The sequence below is a fragment of the Halpernia sp. GG3 genome (assembly GCF_052976925.2).
The window spans coordinates 393,486-409,605 of record NZ_JBRIIR020000010.1 but is presented as its reverse complement, the minus strand read 5'-3'; the positions used below and the strand labels follow the sequence as shown (position 1 = coordinate 409,605).

The following is a 16,120-nucleotide window of genomic DNA, read 5'->3' as shown; positions in this document are numbered from 1 at the left end:
CGTATTTTAAAATTTATAAATGAGAAGAGATGTTTTTCAAGCCCTTGCAGATCCCACAAGGCGTGCTATAATTTCGCTAATTGCATTACAGACATTAACACCAAATGCTATTGCAGAAAATTTTAAGATTAGCCGGCAAGCCGTTTCTAAACATTTAAAAATTTTAGCAGAATGTGAAATGGTCACACAAAATCAGCAGGGTAGAGAGATTTATTATACACTTGAAATTGACAAATTAAAAGAAATTGACAATTGGATAGAACAATTCAGAATAATTTGGGAAACTAGATTTAATCAATTGGATGGTGTTTTATCAACTTTAAAAAAATAATATTTAACAAACGTAAATCTTCAAAAATGAGCACAAACAAATTACCATTCGAGTTTATCGCAGATAAATCTACGAAAACCGTTTCCATCAAGCGGGATTTTGCTGCCGAACTTTCTTTAGTTTGGGACGCTTTTACAAAAAAAGAAATTTTGGATCAATGGTGGGCACCAAAACCCTGGGAATCAAGATCAAAAATTATGGATTTTAAAGTTGGTGGTAAAAGATTTTACGCCATGGTCAGTCCAGAAGGTGCGGAACATTGGTCGCTTCAGACTTACAAATCCATCACGCCAAAAACTAATTTTAAAATGACGAACGCTTTTGCAGATAAAGATGAAAATCCCGAATTACCTGCTTCAGATTGGGATTTTAACTTTAGTGAAGAAAATGGCCACACAGAAGTGAGCATCAAAATTTATAATGATTCTTTAGAAAGAATGGAACAAATGATTGAAAAAGGCTTCCAAGGGGGATTTACAATAACATTAAATTATCTGGACGAACTTTTAGCACAGTTAAAAAGTAAATAATAAATCTAAACAGCGCCTATTTAAAAGCGCTGTTTAGAAATTATTTGGAAAAATATCCTCAGAATGTAAAGACAAGGTTAATTTAAAAGAAACAGCTAGAAACTATTTTGCTGGATATAAGAATGGGTATAAATTTCGATTGGATTGCCAAAAGGATCTTCCATGTAAACCATTTTGAAAGGCTTTTCGCCGGGAGCCAATTCCAATAAATCTGATTTTTGTTGACCGCCATATTTTACAATGCGCGCCATCAAAACTTCAATGTTGGGATCTTGCACTGCAAAGTGGGTGATTCCAGTTTTAAAAGAATCGTTTATTGATCGTGTTGTTTTGTTGTTTTCAAATTCAAAAATTTCAAATCCTACACCTGCAGCGTTTGCTAAATGTGCAAAACGAAATGATCCCCAATCTTTTCCGTACAGATTTTGTGCTAATCGGTCTCAGTCGGCTTTTCCTCGTCTTCTCACTTTGATGGGCCCGGGAAGTGGTCTCTAGAACCCATCAGTAACTAAAAATTGACGGCTTTTTTTAAATCTGGAACGGTGATGCCGATGTGAGAAAAATTAACAGGATATATTTTTTCTGTGTAATTATTCATAGTATTCAGAATTAAACCAATGTGTGTGTGGTGGCTTGATAGCGCCAAATAGTCGTAAAACCACCTGTGATCATAAAACCTATATAGCAGAGTTTATCTAAAATAGAAATTTTATATTTTGATTGTGAAAATCTATTAAAGAAATTAGCCGTTAAAGCGCTGCAAATCCCTATTCCCAAAAATACCGAAGACAAACCCCAAGCTTCCAAAGAAGGCATATCTGCAAAATAGCCTGAAATTGGTTCTTCTTTGGGGTATGCCAAAAAACTGAAATTGGACGCCTGCAAAAAAAAGTGCAGCTAACATCAAAGCCAGTGCATAAAATAAAATATTTAATGGTTTTAAATGGCTGCTAATTAATTGTAAAGGTTTTTCTGACGTCAAAATTTCCGTAGAATTGTTCCAAAAGTAAAAGGCCAAAGCAAGATTTAAAGTACCGATTGCTAAAGTGGTTTCGCCAAAAATGATATTATCAAAAGGAAAATATTTTGCAAGGGGCCAAGTCAAAGTCATGTGTAAACCTGTCAAAAAAAGAATGAGTCCTAAAACACTAAAATTTATAGACCAACCTTTTGGATTAGGCTCTTTTTTATGGCTAGTTGGCCTTACAATTTTTCTACCTTTAATGAAACGCCCACCAATAAAGCCATTATGGTATTGTAGGTTGGTAATTGCGTCCAATCGATAATTAGATGATCTGGTTTCATAGTAGAATATTTTAAAATGTTTTATCTTGATTATTCAACAAATCTTAGACCTTTTATAATGATGATTTTTAGAAAGGTATTTTTTATACTATTAAAATTTTAATTGTCATTTTGTAAGGTAATTTTTCTAACTTAGATTTTTAATCTTTTAAGACATGAGAATTGGGCTTATAATGTCAATGGAATTGAATTCGCGATTACCAGTTTTACTGCGATGGTTGGAAGAAACACAGCCGGATCTAGTTTGTCTGCAGGAGTTAAAAGCGCCGCAGGAAAATTTTCCTTTCAAAGAAATAATTGAAGTGGGTTACGAAGCAATTTGGGTGGGACAGAAAAGTTGGAACGGCGTCGCCATTTTAAGTAAAAATATTAAATTAAAAGAGCGCCGTCGCGCTTTGCCTGGAAATGATTCTGATGAACAGAGCAGATATTTGGAAGTTGAAACAGAAGATTTTATTTTATGTTGCATTTATGTTCCTAATGGAAACCCCACGCCGGGCGAAAAATATGATTATAAACTAAATTGGCTCGAACATTTTCAGGCTCAAGCGGAAATTCTGATTTCGTCTGGTAAAAAGATTATTATTTGTGGTGATTTTAATATTATCCCCACTGAAAAAGATGTTTATAAACCAGTGAAATATGAAAAAGATGCGCTTTTTTTACCAAAAGTCAGGGAAGAGTTTGCCACTTTAATTTCTTTGGGATATACAGATGCGCTGCGTTTCTTAAAGCCAGAAGCAGAACTTTATACTTTTTATGATTATTTCCGGAAAGCGTTTGAGAGAAATGCGGGAATGCGGATTGATCATTTTCTTTTGAGTGAAAATATCGTCCAAAATCTAAAAGCGTTTGGCATTGATAAGGAAGTTCGAGGTTGGGAAAAATCTAGTGATCACGTACCGGTTTGGATAGAAGTGGAATTATAAAAAAAGAGCAGAATTATTTCTGCTCCTCTATCTTCTAAATGTAAATTTCAATTATTCATCTTTTCTTGTTGGTTCCTGAACAGCAGGCCATTCTGCAGGTTTTCCCGTTTGTATATTTACTGGCATTATCATTTTTTCTGCCGAGGTTTTTTCAGGATCTTCACTTGCCATATAGGCTAAAATTGCAGTGAGCGCTACATTATTTTTTACTTCATCAAAAACAATTTTATCATAAGTATCTCTGGTTGTGTGCCAAGTGTAACGACCATAATCCCAACTTGTAGAACTTAAACTAAATGCTGGAACGCCCGCTGCTACAAATGATGCATGATCTGATCCGCCACCGCCAGGATAACCTGGAAAATCTGTTTTAATTTCTTTTGTAATACTTTTTGGTACTGCGGAAAGCCATTTACCAATGTAATTATACGAATTAACAAACCCCTGTCCGCTAATATTTACGACTCTTCCAGTTCCGTTATCTTGGTTAAAAACCGCCTGAATTTTTTTCAACTGATCCTTGTGATCTGAAACGTAGGCACGCGAGCCGTTTAAACCTTGTTCTTCACTTCCCCAAAGTCCAATAACGATTGTTCGCTTGGGGTTTGGATAATATTTTTTTAAAATCCGTGCGGCTTCCATCATAGTAATAGTTCCTGTTCCATTATCTGTGGCGCCAGTTCCACCATCCCAAGAATCAAAATGAGCAGAGAGAATTACGTATTCATCGGGTTTTTCAGTTCCTTTTATGGTTGCGATTGTATTGAAAGTTGGTACTATACCCAAATCTTCTGAGTTGGCTATTATTTTTAATTTTGGCGTTATGCCGTGTTGGATAAATCTATAAAGTTGACCGTAATCTTCTAAAGAAATATCGACTGCAGGGATTTTTTCTGTTCCTGCCATAAATACTTTATTGACGCCAAAACCTTTCGACCAGTTGGACCATATTATTCCGGCTGCACCAGCTTTCTCAAAAGGTTTGTTCAAAGTGCGCCAAGATAAACCAATGATTTGTAAAGATTTATTCCATGCGTCGTTCGCGTCGTCATTTTCATTTTTATATTTTTCATATAATTCTGGTGTGGCAAATTCTTTCCAGTTCGCTTCCGGTCGGCCAGTCCATTGGTATTGAGAAACCATGACCAATTTTCCTTTTACGCTTGGTAGCCATTTTTCAAAATCTGTTTTATTGGCAAATTTCGGCATCATAATAACTTCTGCAGAGATGCCGCCTTTTTTAGTTGCCGGACTCCACGCTAATTGCATTCCTTCTAAAGATTTAATGTATGGATAAACCATTTCTACAGATGAGGTGCCACGTTCCCAGGATCTCCAAGTTCCCCATTGTTCGTTTTTTGCTTCAATACCCCATTTACTAAATTTAGAAACTGCCCAGTTGTGCGCCATTTGCATTTTTGGACTGCCCACTAATCTGGGTCCGATACTATCTGTAAGAGAAAAAGCAAGATTTTCTAACTGAGAGTTATCAAAACTTTCTTTCATAATGTTTTTTACAACTTCATCTTTTGTCTGAGAAAGTAAAAAACCAGTAATCAGTGTTGCAGACAGCAACGTCGCTTTTAAATGAAAATTCATGTGAAAAAATTAAGTTATGTTTCGGTTAAGATATTGATTTTTTTTCAATTTGGAAAAGCAGGGAACTTGTGAAGAGGTAACCTCATTTAAAAATTTAAAAGTAATTTTTTTCTTCGGACAAAAAAATAGACTTAGAAGTAGCCCCGATGGAAACGGCATCCTTTTTTTGCGCGAGCGTAGCGAGCGCCAAAAAAGATATAGTGGATAGCGGGACCAATTTTCTGAAAAAGCGCAGTCGTGTTGCTCCTTATTTCAGAATGAATTTTGTAAATTTACGTATCAAAAATTAAAATATGACTTCTAAAGAAAAAGTAGCACAATTGCGCGGAAAAATGGCTGAAAATAATATTGATGCCTTTATCGTTTATTCCGCGGACCCACACATGAGTGAATATTTACCAAAAGAATGGCAGGAAAGATCGTGGCTTTCGGGCTTTACAGGTTCTGCAGGTTTTGTAGTTGTTACGAAAGAAAACGCGGGATTGTGGACCGATGGACGGTATTTTGTACAGGCGCCGATTGAGTTGAAAGATTCTGGAATTGATTTATTTAAAGATGGAATAGATGGCACGCCAAATTATATTGACTGGATTATTTCTGAAATCCCGGAACATGGAACGGTGGCCGTGAACGCAATCGCAACATCTCACGCCAACTGGGAATTATTGAAGGAAAGTCTTGAGGCCAAAAATAGAAAGTTGGTAGATGATCCTTTATTGAAAGCTATCTGGAAGGACAGGAATTCTAACGCGGTCAAAAATCCAGTTTTTGCACATCCGATTGAGAGAGCGGGGAAATCTGTGAATGATAAGTTGGTTAATATCCGCAATAAAATGGAAGAAATGGATGCATCCGTTCATATTATTTCTAGTTTGGACGATGTTGCGTGGACGCTCAATTTGCGCGGAAGCGACGTGCAATCCAACCCCGTCTTTTTGGGATATGTGATTTTAACAAAAAATGAAGTGAAACTTTTTGTGGATTTAGAAAAATTAGATGTGGAAGCCAGAAAACAAATGGATGATTGTTGCGTGAAAATGATTCCGTACGAGAGATTTTATAATGAACTAAAGTTAATTAAAAACGAAACAATTTTAATCTCACCAAACAGCAATCAATCTATTTTTGAGGCTTTAAAAGATAGCAATACTATTATAAAAGCGCCAGTTCCCGGGAATTTAATGAAAGCCATTAAAAATGAGACGGAGCTGCAAGGTTTTAGAACAGTAATGCAAAGAGACGGGGTAGCGATGGTGAAATTTCTTTTTTGGCTGACTCGTCAAGCTGGAAAAGAAACGATGACCGAATATTCTATCGGCGAAAAACTGCGAGGATTTCGCGCAGAAGGTAAAAACTTCGTAGGTGAAAGTTTTGGAAGTATTGTCGGTTACAATGAAAATGGTGCAATTATGCATTATTCCGCTAAAAGTGAAGGTAGTAAAGAAGTGACCAACGCAGATACAATTTTAGTAGATTCTGGCGGACAATATTTAGAAGGAACAACAGATATTACCAGAACTTTTGCTTTGGGAAAAGCTTCAAAAGAATTTAAAAGTGATTGTACTTTAGCGTTTAAAGGATTGATACAATTGTCAATGGTTAAATTTCCGAAAGGAACACGTGGCGTCCAGCTTGATGCGTTTGCAAGAATGGCGCTTTGGAAAGAAGGAAAAGATTACAACCATGGAACTGGGCACGGTGTGGGAAGTTTTATGAATGTGCATGAAGGGCCACAAAACATCCGAAAAGATATGAATATGCAGCCGCTAATTCCGGGCATGGTTTTGTCAAATGAACCAGGTTTTTACTATGACTATCATTACGGAATTCGTCATGAGAATTTATTTGCTGTTCGTGAGTTGGAAACAACAGATTACGGAACATTCTATGATTTTGAAACTTTAACCGTTTGTCCGTTTGATAGAAATGTTTTAGATACTAATTTAATGACGCAACCGGAAATAGATTGGCTTAATAATTACCACAATTGGTGTAAAGAAAAGTTAGAAAATCATTTAGATGGCGATGTTAAATCTTGGTTTTTAGAACAAGTAAAACCGCTTTAAAAATAGGAAAGTGCAAATTTTAAAATCTGCACTTTTTTTATTTTAAATTATTTGATTGATTTTGCCAGTATTATTTTAAAATTTAAATTTTTCTTAATGGTAACTCCATCCATTGCTATCCGTATTTAATTTGTTCAATTATTTTTATTTATGAATTAATAAATCATCTTTCGCCTGAAATTAATTTTAAAATAAAAAAAAGTCCGGTTTATTTTTAAACCGGACTTTCAATATCTGAAAAATAATTAGTAAGCCATCCCATGCGGGTTGATCACAAATTTTTTCGCTGCACCTTTATCAAAATCAGCGTAACCTTTTGGACCATCGTCCAAAGAAATTACCTGCACATTTACGGCATCTGCAATTTTAATTTTATTATTCATGATGGCGTGCATCAGGTCTCTGTTGTAAGTCATTACGGGACATTGACCCGTGTGGAAATGATGAGATTTTGCCCATCCCATCCCAAATCTTACACTTAAGCTTCCTTCTTTTGCAGCTTCAGTTTTCGCACCCGGATCACCAGTTACGTAAAGCCCCGGAATTCCGATTCCACCTCCTGCTCTTGTAATATTCATTGCATCATTAAGGACGGTTGCAGGTTGCTCTTCAGCACCAGCGCCGTGGCCTTTTGCTTCAAAACCCACACAGTCTATAGTATAGTCCACTTCAGGGATTCCCAAAATTTCTTCGATCTGGTCTGCTAATGTTGCGTCTTTACGAAGATCAACAGTTTCACAACCAAAACTTCTCGCCTGTTCTAAACGTTCTGGAATCATATCACCTACGATGACAACTGCAGCACCAAGTAGATGACATGAAGCAGCGCACGCTAATCCAACAGGTCCAGCTCCGGCAACGTAAACTGTTGCGCCAGGTTTTACTCCCGCTGTTACTGCACCATGATAACCCGTGGGAAGTATGTCTGACAATAATGTAAGATCACGTATTTTTTCCATCGCGGCATCTTTGTTTGGTAATTTTAACAAATTAAAATCAGCATAAGGAACCATTACATATTCGGACTGTCCACCAATCCAGCCGCCCATATCAACGTAGCCATAGGCAGCGCCGGGACGTGCATCATTTACATTAAGACAAATACCGGTTTGTTGTTCTTTACAGTTTCTGCAACGGCCGCAGGCAATATTAAAAGGGACGGAAACGAGATCGCCGATATCCATAAATTCTACATCACTGCCTTTTTCTATAACAAGACCTGTTATTTCGTGGCCTAGAACTAGTCCGGACGGTGCCGTAGTTCTACCTCTCACCATGTGCTGGTCACTTCCACAAATATTAGTAGAAACTACTTTTAAAATCACACCGTGATTACATTTTCTGTTTCCTAGCGCCAGTTTAGGATAACTGATATCCTGCACTTCTACTACACCAGGCTTTATATATACAATTGCTCTGTTCGTTGCCATTTGTTTTTATTTTTTAATTAGAATTTTAATAGCCTAATAAATGAATATTTTTATTGACTTTTTTTAAAGTGCTGAAACACCTGCTTCTGCAACAGCATGATCATTTTCTACAGAACTTCCGCTCACTCCGATTGCACCAATGATCTCACCACCCGCGTTTTTGATTGGGATTCCACCAGGGAAAGTAATCAGACCATGGTTAGAATGTTCGATGTTAAATAAAGGACCGCCTGGTTGGGAAGCTTCACCTAGACTTCCTGTGTTCATGTCAAAAAATCTTGCAGTCTTAGCTTTCTTGATAGATATGTCTAAGGAGCCTAACCATGCACCATCCATACGTGCGAATGCAACTAAATTTGCTCCTGCATCTACAACGGCAATGTTCATTTTTGTGTCAATTTCTACTGCTTTGCTTTTTGCTGCTGAAATCAATTTTTCAGCTTGTACTAATGTAATGTTCATACTTTTTGGGTTTAAATAATTAAGTAAATTAAGTTAAGTAAAGGTAATTACTTAACCAAATTGTTAACTCACTAAAAAAGTTCAAAAAGTTATGAAAAAAGACCAATTATTTTGAAAAGGACTTACTTTTTACATTTTTCGGACTAAAGCCAAATTTATTTTTAAAGGCAATACTGAAGTTTGAGAGATTGTTATAACCGGAATCCAGATAAATTTCAGTGGGTTTAGAACCTTCGTTTTCGAGTAATTCTTTTGCTTTCTGAAGTCTCTTATCCTGCAACCATTTGCCGGGAGAGAATTTGTATTCCTTTATAAAATGACGTTTAAATGTAGACAGGCTCATGTTACATAGAAAGGCAATTTCCTCCAGTTTTAAATTGGAGTACATTTTACTCTCAATAATTTTCTTGAAAGAGGAAACTTCATTGTTAATTAAAGAACAGAGATAATTTTCAAAATTTTTACCGTAATTCTGCAGGAGATAAAGTAGAAGTTCTTCAAATTTTACTTGTAAAAGATTGTTTAAAAGCGGAGTTGAAGTTTCACTTAAAGTAGAAAGTGATTTTAAATACGTTTTAATATAACGGTCATTTCTTATAATAAAATAGGGAATTTCACTTTCAGTTTTGTTTTCCTCAAAAGAATGTTTTAGCAGAAAATTGCGAAGTGTTTTCTCTGAAAAAAAAAGAAGTTTACAATAGTAGATTGCTTCCACATCCAACAATTCTGTCCAAAGCCAGTTTCCTTTTTTTAGAAGTAATGACTGATTTTTATTAACGGCAACCGAAGTACCCGCAAAATGAACCTGTTTTTTGCCAACCTGCAGAAAACTGAACATATTCATACTTAGATTTACCTTGCTGTTTACGACGTCGCTACTCATCTTAAAATCATAAACTAGCAAATCAGGAGATTCCTGACCATTCTTTAAGTAAGCTTCCGGTATGTTTTCTATTGCCATAAATTACTTTAAAATATATTTTCTACAGTATAAATTCAATTCCTCTCAAATATACCTAAAATCATTAAATTAAAATCTGCTGTAATTATAGATTATTCGGATAAGTGAAGGTAGCGAAGAAGTCAAAAATTCAGGTATCATATTAGTTGATTCTGGCGGTTAATATTTGGAAGGAAAAACAGATGTTATCAGAATTTTTGCTTTAGGTACAGCTTAAAAAAAATTTAAAACTGATTGTTTCTTAGCTTTTAAATGACTGATACAATTATCAATGGTTGTTTTCCGAAAGCAACGCGGGGAGTACAACTTGATGCGTTTGCAATAATGGCGCTTTGGAAAGAAGGAAATGACTATAATTACGGAATTGGTTATGGTGTAGGAAGTTTCATGACCGTGCACAGGGGACGGCAAAATATCCGAAATGATATGAAAACTTATTTACTGGTCGTGAGTTGGAAACGAGATATTATGAAACATATTGTGATTTTAAACTTTGACATTTCGTCCGTTTGATAGAGATGCTTTAGATATTAGTTTAATGGAAAATCCGGGAAATGATTGGTTCAATAGTTACCACAATTATATTTAAAGAAAGATCAGAAAATGAATTGGAGGATGATGTGAAGAGTTGGTTCTTGGAGCAGACAAAACATCGATAAAATAGAAAAGTGCAAATTGAGAAATTCGCACTTTTTTTAAAAAAACAGAACTCTATTTTGTCGGAGAAACTGTTACTTTTTTATCCATGTCACCAACTTTTTTTGTTTTAATTTTAGTGGTGTGATCCATAGTATTTACTTTTTTTACGTATTTTCTACCGTGTTTAGTTTTTCTTTTAACCTTATAACCATTATGTTCCTTATCATTTGGATATAAGACATTGTGCACCTTCTGTACGGGAGTTTCTGTCTTTTTAACTTCTTCCTTTTGTTTAGGAGCTGTTGTTTGAGCTTGTGAAACAGTTAATCCTGCAAATAATGCAAGAATAGCGACAAATTTTTTCATAAAAGTTTATTATTTTGATTAGTATTAGTTTGGTATCAATAATGATACCGTTAAATTATTAAAAATTTAATACTATAAAATAATTTTAATTAAAAATTCATCAATCTTCTGTGATAATTAATTTGCCCCAAATGATAAGAAAGATGAGAATACAGATGCATTAAAAAAAATTCTGTAGAAGTGTTTTCTTTAAAAACTAAAATTGGATATTGGTCCTGAAGTTTATTTGTGTCTAAAGTCTTAAGTGTCTTATTTACTATTATTTTAGTGTCTTCTATCTGTTTAATAATCGTTTCCCGACTGACGTTTTTTAAAGAAAATTCACGTTCCCGGGTTCTAACATAATTTGTTCCGCCTAATTCTTTGCCAATAAAATGCTGTAAATTTCCTACGAGATGTAGTGCGAGATTTCCTGCAGAATTGGTAATATCTCCATGTACTGTCCATAGATTATTTTCATTCTTGTAAAGATTAAGTTCGTTTATAAGACCATCTAAATCTCTGATAAAAAGTTTATTTAAATTTTCTGTGAGCATTTTTTTACGGCAAGTTTTTAAGTAGTTTTTATTGGATAAACTTATGAAATATTGTGCTAAATATTCCACTACTTTTAAATTATTAAAATTATTATAAAATTGAATCTGCATCCAAATAAAATCTTCATAAATTAAAGCTATAAAAATTTACTATTTTTGCAAAAACGGAGAAGAAAATACTTTAAAATATATTATTCAATTATTAATGAAAGATTACGGTTTTTATTCCACAGTCGTTTTCCAGATGTTAGCAACAATTGGTTTAGCTTTTTGGGGTGGAAACTGGATCAATCATTATTACGGCTTTCAAAATAATCTGCTAACTGTTGCAGTCGGATTTGCCGGACTTTCGCTGGCGCTTTACAACACTCTAAGATTATTAAAAAATAAGGAAGAACACGACAAAAAATGAAAAAAACGACACTTTATATTATTTTGTATTTCCTTATGTTTTCAATTCATTTTGGCATTTGGTATTTCTATAATTTGGGATATAAATTAACTTTTATAAAATATTATTTATTTCTCACCCTTCTTTTTATGATGGTAATTACCATTTTGTCAATCTTTAGAATGATTAATCCGACCAGAATCGGCTTTGTGTTTTTAGGTTTGGTGTTATTTAAATTGGCAATCGTTTTCCTCATAAAATTGAAACTAAATCTGACGGAAATCCCCAATTATAAATTGCACTTTATCCTTCCTTATTGCGTTTGTTTAGTGTTGGAAACACTGTATGCGATACAATTAATTAAAGATGAAAAATATCAGTAAATAATGGCTTTTTTATTCTAAAAATTTGTTATATTTTTGCAAAACTTAATACATGATACAGGGATGCTGAAGAGAATAATACTAATTCTGGGTTTTTTATCGATATTTTCAAATTCTTTTGCGCAGCATAAGAGCCAAAAAACGGTTTCTACTTTAGAAAATACAGAAGCTGTAAAACCTCTTTCTGAGGGCGAAAAAATTAAGGCAGAAAATAAAGAATATATTGATCATCACCTTTTGGATGGGCATGATTTTGATATTATGGCTGTTAAAAATGCAGACGGTACAGAACATCATGTCGGTTTTCCTCTACCTGTAATTTTTTACGATAAGGCGAACGGTGTACATTCTATGATGAGCTCTGCTTTTAATCACGGGGAGGCCGTTGTAGAAAGTAAAGGCGCTTATTATAAAATGGCTCACGAGAAAATTTTTATAACGGATGCCGCAGGAACTATTTCATTGGATAAAGAAGGGAAAGTTTCTAACGAACGCGTTTTGTTTGATTTTTCTCTGACAAAAAGTGTTTTAATGATTTTAGTAACATGTTTGTTATTGATCATTATTTTCACGTCAATGGCGAGGAACTATAAAAAATCTCCAATTCCTGCAGGTGTCAGCAGAATTTTTGAACCTTTCGTTATTTATATTAGAGACGAAATTGCTAGACCAAATATCGGTAAGAAATACCATAAATATATGGGTTATCTTCTAACAGTATTTTTCTTTATTTTATTTTTAAATATTTTTGGCTTAATGCCTTTTGGTGTAAATGTCACAGGAAATATTGCAATTACATTTGCGCTGGCACTTGTCACATTTTTAGTAACTCAGTTTACCGCCAACAAAAATTATTGGCAACATATTTTTTGGATGCCAGGTTTGCCTTTGCCAATGAAAATTGTTATGATTCCTATAGAAGTTATTGGTATTTTTATTAAACCTTTTGCACTTCTTATACGTCTTTTTGCAAATATGAGTGCTGGTCACATTGTTGTGATGAGTCTTATAGCATTAATTTTTTACTTTGGTAATATTATCGCTGGTGTCGCATTTCCATTTTTAACTTTTGTTATTTATTTATTAGAAGTATTGGTGGCATTTCTACAGGCTTACATTTTCACCATGCTTTCAGCAGTTTATTTTGGAATGGCTAATGAGGAACATGGACACGAGGGGGAAGAAGGAATGGTACATTAATTAAACAGAAACTAATTTTTTAAAATATATATTATGAACGAATCAATGCCAAAAATTATCGGTGCAGGTTTAGTAGTTATCGGAACTGGTATCGGTATCGGTAAAATCGGTGCTGCTGCCTTAGAAGGTATGGCTAGACAACCAGAACAAGCTGGGAAACTTCAGACAGTGATGCTTATTGCTGCAGCTCTTGTAGAAGGAGTTGCTTTTGCTGCTTTATTTGCAGTGAACTAAGAAGTTTTAAAAAAATACCACTTGGCGGGAACGGTTGGTTACGGCAAGTGGTTTTTTAAAAAATTAATTAACAAAAACAATTTTATTATACCACTCATATGGGATTATTAGAAAATTTTTCATCGGGTTTATTTATTATTCAGAGTATTATCTTTTTGATTTTACTTTTCGTGCTGCACAAATTTGCGTGGAAACCGATTTTAGAAGCTATTAATGAAAGAGAAATCACAATTGTAGATTCTCTTAACCAAGCAAAATTGGCAAAAAAAGAAGTTGAAAATTTAAAAACTGAAAATGAAAATATAATCCGCGCTGCTAAAGTGGAGCGTGATGCAATTTTAAAAGAAGCCAGAGATATTAAAGATCAAATTGTAGGCGATGCCAAAGGTATTGCTAAAACTGAAGCTGATAAGATGATTGAAGGTGCTAGACAGTCTATACAATCCGAGAAATTAGCGGCAATGGCTGAGATCAAAAATCAAATTGGTGCTTTATCAGTAAATATTGCAGAATCTATTTTAAAACAGAAATTAGATAACTCAGCAGCTCAAAATTCTTTAGTAGAAGATTATCTTAATAAATCAAACCTAAACTAAAATGCGCACCTCCAAAGTAGCAAAAAGATACGCGCAAGGTTTACTAGATTTTTCTAAAGATTCTAACACAACGTCTGAACTTTTCAGCGAGATGAAAGATTTGGTAAAAATTCTAAAATCTTCAAAAGAATTAAACAGCTTTTTTGCAACTCCAGTTCTTGACAGTAAAAAGAAAATCGCAATCTCAGGTGAGATTTTTAAAAACTTTTCTGCAACTGCAAAAAACTTTATCAGTTTGATCATTAAACAAGGTAGAGAAAATTCTATGCAGCAAATAGCACAAGAATATGTTAACAAAGTAGAAATTTTAGAAGGTGTACAAAGAGTCTCTTTAACATCTGCTATTCAGCTTTCTTCAGAAAATGTGGAAGCTATTTTAAAATCTACAAGTTTGGTGAATTCAGCACAAAAATTTGATTTGCAGACCAATATTAGTCCAGATATTTTAGGTGGTTATATTTTAAGAGTAGGTGATCAGCAAATAGATGCATCTGTAAAATCTAAACTGACCCAATTAAAAAAAGAATTTCAATTAAATTAAGAAAATAAGCATAAAATGGCAGAAATAAATCCGGCTGAGGTTTCAGCAATTTTAAAACAGCAGTTAGCTAATTTTGATACACAATCTAATGTAGAAGAAGTAGGAACTGTTCTTACAATTGGTGATGGTATTGCCAGAGTTTACGGTTTGGAAAATGTACAATACGGTGAATTGGTAAAATTCGAAAGTGGTGTAGAAGGTATCGTTTTAAATCTTGAAGAAGATAATGTGGGTGTTGCGCTTTTGGGAGAATCCAGATTAATTAAAGAAGGTGATACCGTTAGAAGAACCGAAAGAATTTCTTCCATCAACGTTGGTGAAGGAATGCTTGGTAGAGTTGTAGATACTTTAGGAAATCCTATTGATGGAAAAGGTCCTATTGAAGGAACAACTTACGAAATGCCTTTGGAAAGAAAAGCACCCGGCGTTATTTTCCGTCAGCCTGTAACGGAACCACTTCAAACTGGTATTGTTGCAATTGATTCAATGATTCCAATCGGAAGAGGCCAAAGAGAATTAATCATTGGTGACCGTCAAACAGGTAAAACTGTCGTTGCGATTGATACTATTTTAAATCAGAGAGAATTTTATGACGCAGGTCAGCCAGTATATTGTATTTATGTTGCGATTGGACAAAAAGGTTCAACAGTTGCACAAATTGTAAAAACTTTAACGGATAAAGGCGCAATGGCTTATACAACAGTTGTTGCTGCAAACGCCTCGGATCCGACACCGATGCAGGTTTACGCACCAATGGCAGGAGCTGCGATTGGCGAATATTTCCGTGACACTGGTCGTCCAGCATTAATTATTTATGATGATTTATCTAAACAAGCAGTTGCTTACCGTGAATTATCTTTATTATTGAGAAGACCACCGGGCCGTGAAGCTTATCCCGGGGATGTATTTTATTTACACTCTAGATTATTAGAAAGAGCTGCAAAAGTGATCGCAGATGATACAATTGCAAGTCAAATGAATGATTTACCGGATTCTTTGAAGCCGATAATTAAAGGTGGTGGCTCATTAACAGCATTGCCAATTATTGAAACACAGGCAGGGGACGTTTCAGCGTATATTCCTACAAATGTTATTTCAATTACTGATGGACAAATCTTCTTGGAAACTGATTTATTTAATTCTGGTGTTCGTCCTGCAATTAACGTTGGTATTTCAGTATCAAGAGTTGGTGGTAATGCGCAGATTAAATCTATGAAAAAAGTCTCAGGTACTTTAAAATTAGATCAGGCTCAATATAAAGAATTAGAAGCTTTTGCAAAATTTGGTTCAGATTTAGATGCGGCAACTTTGTCGGTTATTTCTAAAGGTGAAAGAAATGTTGAACTTTTGAAACAACCTGTTAATTCACCATTACCGGTTGATAGCCAGATAGCAATGATTTATGCAGGAACAGAAAATCTTTTAAAAACGATTCCGATTAGAAAAGTAAAAGAATTTCAAAAAGAATATGTTGATTTTTTAAGATCGAAACATCCAGAAACGATGGCAGCCTTAAAAGCAGGAAAAATTGATAACGATATTACAGGAGTTCTAAAACAGGCTGCTGCAGAATTAGCTTCAAAGTATAATTAAAATTAGTTGATGGTTTTTGGTTGATAGT

At 34.5% G+C, this 16,120-nt stretch carries 20 protein-coding genes; 11 read left to right on the top strand and 9 right to left on the bottom strand.

All coding sequences use genetic code 11. The annotated features are described in order from the left end of the window. Nucleotides 1-19 precede the first annotated feature (19 nt). Both ACVBED_RS06280 and ACVBED_RS06275 read left to right on the top strand, forming a co-directional pair. Complete coding sequence (locus ACVBED_RS06280) at nucleotides 20-331, top strand: ArsR/SmtB family transcription factor (RefSeq protein WP_473094690.1); 312 nt, start codon at nucleotides 20-22, stop codon at nucleotides 329-331. Nucleotides 332-357: 26 nt separating this feature from the next. Beyond that, nucleotides 358-861, top strand: a complete 504-nt coding sequence (locus tag ACVBED_RS06275) for an SRPBCC family protein (protein ID WP_473094689.1) — start codon at nucleotides 358-360, stop codon at nucleotides 859-861. Nucleotides 862-956: 95 nt separating this feature from the next. Here ACVBED_RS06275 and ACVBED_RS06270 read toward each other — a convergent pair whose 3' ends face one another. The 3 genes from ACVBED_RS06270 to ACVBED_RS06260 all read right to left on the bottom strand — a co-directional run bounded on the left by ACVBED_RS06270 (nucleotide 957) and on the right by ACVBED_RS06260 (nucleotide 1,996). Continuing rightward, nucleotides 957-1,139, bottom strand: coding sequence for a hypothetical protein (locus ACVBED_RS06270; RefSeq protein WP_473094688.1), 183 nt, complete (start codon nucleotides 1,137-1,139; stop codon nucleotides 957-959). 331 nt (nucleotides 1,140-1,470) lie between these two features. Beyond that, nucleotides 1,471-1,722, bottom strand: a complete 252-nt coding sequence (locus ACVBED_RS06265; protein ID WP_473094702.1) for a hypothetical protein — start codon at nucleotides 1,720-1,722, stop codon at nucleotides 1,471-1,473. Then, nucleotides 1,604-1,996 carry a DUF981 family protein gene (locus ACVBED_RS06260; protein ID WP_473094701.1) on the bottom strand — a complete coding sequence of 131 codons (393 nt, stop codon included), beginning with the start codon at nucleotides 1,994-1,996 and terminating at the stop codon, nucleotides 1,604-1,606. The genes ACVBED_RS06265 and ACVBED_RS06260 overlap by 119 nt, the downstream gene beginning before the upstream one ends. A 343-nt stretch (nucleotides 1,997-2,339) precedes the next feature. Here ACVBED_RS06260 and xth point away from each other — a divergent pair, with 343 nt between their 5' ends. After that, entirely contained in the window at nucleotides 2,340-3,095 is a 756-nt protein-coding gene (xth, locus tag ACVBED_RS06255) for an exodeoxyribonuclease III (RefSeq protein ID WP_473094687.1), read from the top strand. 51 nt (nucleotides 3,096-3,146) lie between these two features. Here xth and ACVBED_RS06250 read toward each other — a convergent pair whose 3' ends face one another. Then, nucleotides 3,147-4,694, bottom strand: a complete 1,548-nt coding sequence (locus tag ACVBED_RS06250) for a M20/M25/M40 family metallo-hydrolase (protein WP_473094686.1) — start codon at nucleotides 4,692-4,694, stop codon at nucleotides 3,147-3,149. 293 nt (nucleotides 4,695-4,987) lie between these two features. Between ACVBED_RS06250 and ACVBED_RS06245 the strand changes: the two genes are divergently transcribed. Next, entirely contained in the window at nucleotides 4,988-6,760 is a 1,773-nt protein-coding gene (locus tag ACVBED_RS06245; protein ID WP_447119455.1) for an aminopeptidase P family protein, read from the top strand. A gap of 245 nt (nucleotides 6,761-7,005) precedes the next feature. Here the strand turns inward: ACVBED_RS06245 and fdhA are convergent, their stop codons facing one another. From fdhA to ACVBED_RS06230, 3 genes are all read right to left on the bottom strand, one after another. Next, nucleotides 7,006-8,190, bottom strand: a complete 1,185-nt coding sequence (gene fdhA, locus ACVBED_RS06240) for a formaldehyde dehydrogenase, glutathione-independent (RefSeq protein ID WP_447119453.1) — start codon at nucleotides 8,188-8,190, stop codon at nucleotides 7,006-7,008. A gap of 63 nt (nucleotides 8,191-8,253) precedes the next feature. Next, nucleotides 8,254-8,652 carry a GlcG/HbpS family heme-binding protein gene (locus ACVBED_RS06235; RefSeq protein WP_447119452.1) on the bottom strand — a complete coding sequence of 133 codons (399 nt, stop codon included), beginning with the start codon at nucleotides 8,650-8,652 and terminating at the stop codon, nucleotides 8,254-8,256. Nucleotides 8,653-8,758: 106 nt separating this feature from the next. Continuing rightward, nucleotides 8,759-9,613: a helix-turn-helix domain-containing protein gene (locus ACVBED_RS06230; RefSeq protein ID WP_473094685.1), complete on the bottom strand. Its 855-nt coding sequence runs from the start codon at nucleotides 9,611-9,613 to the stop codon at nucleotides 8,759-8,761. A 252-nt stretch (nucleotides 9,614-9,865) separates the two neighbouring features. Here ACVBED_RS06230 and ACVBED_RS06225 point away from each other — a divergent pair, with 252 nt between their 5' ends. After that, nucleotides 9,866-10,126, top strand: a complete 261-nt coding sequence (locus ACVBED_RS06225; protein WP_473094684.1) for a hypothetical protein — start codon at nucleotides 9,866-9,868, stop codon at nucleotides 10,124-10,126. A gap of 198 nt (nucleotides 10,127-10,324) precedes the next feature. Here the strand turns inward: ACVBED_RS06225 and ACVBED_RS06220 are convergent, their stop codons facing one another. Together ACVBED_RS06220 and ACVBED_RS06215 are read right to left on the bottom strand one after the other, a co-directional pair. Next, nucleotides 10,325-10,618, bottom strand: a complete 294-nt coding sequence (locus tag ACVBED_RS06220) for a hypothetical protein (RefSeq protein WP_473094683.1) — start codon at nucleotides 10,616-10,618, stop codon at nucleotides 10,325-10,327. 89 nt (nucleotides 10,619-10,707) lie between these two features. Then, on the bottom strand, nucleotides 10,708-11,265 hold the full coding sequence (locus ACVBED_RS06215) for a DUF1572 family protein (protein WP_473094682.1): 558 nt from the start codon (nucleotides 11,263-11,265) through the stop codon (nucleotides 10,708-10,710). 94 nt (nucleotides 11,266-11,359) lie between these two features. On the opposite strand from ACVBED_RS06215, the gene ACVBED_RS06210 reads away from it, so the two are divergent. From ACVBED_RS06210 to atpA, 6 genes are all read left to right on the top strand, one after another. Beyond that, a complete protein-coding gene (locus ACVBED_RS06210) occupies nucleotides 11,360-11,566 on the top strand; it encodes an AtpZ/AtpI family protein (protein WP_447119441.1) in 207 nt (68 codons plus the stop codon). Between the two features lie 398 nt (nucleotides 11,567-11,964). Further along, nucleotides 11,965-13,128: a F0F1 ATP synthase subunit A gene (atpB, locus tag ACVBED_RS06205; RefSeq protein WP_447119439.1), complete on the top strand. Its 1,164-nt coding sequence runs from the start codon at nucleotides 11,965-11,967 to the stop codon at nucleotides 13,126-13,128. Between the two features lie 33 nt (nucleotides 13,129-13,161). Then, the gene (atpE, locus tag ACVBED_RS06200; protein ID WP_447119437.1) at nucleotides 13,162-13,362 is read left to right on the top strand and encodes an ATP synthase F0 subunit C; all 201 of its coding nucleotides are present in this window, start codon (nucleotides 13,162-13,164) and stop codon (nucleotides 13,360-13,362) included. A 98-nt stretch (nucleotides 13,363-13,460) separates the two neighbouring features. After that, the gene (gene atpF, locus ACVBED_RS06195; protein ID WP_447119435.1) at nucleotides 13,461-13,958 is read left to right on the top strand and encodes a F0F1 ATP synthase subunit B; all 498 of its coding nucleotides are present in this window, start codon (nucleotides 13,461-13,463) and stop codon (nucleotides 13,956-13,958) included. Nucleotide 13,959: 1 nt separating this feature from the next. Further along, nucleotides 13,960-14,499, top strand: coding sequence for an ATP synthase F1 subunit delta (gene atpH, locus ACVBED_RS06190; protein ID WP_447119433.1), 540 nt, complete (start codon nucleotides 13,960-13,962; stop codon nucleotides 14,497-14,499). Between the two features lie 15 nt (nucleotides 14,500-14,514). After that, complete coding sequence (gene atpA, locus ACVBED_RS06185; RefSeq protein WP_447119431.1) at nucleotides 14,515-16,092, top strand: F0F1 ATP synthase subunit alpha; 1,578 nt, start codon at nucleotides 14,515-14,517, stop codon at nucleotides 16,090-16,092. Nucleotides 16,093-16,120 lie beyond the last annotated feature (28 nt).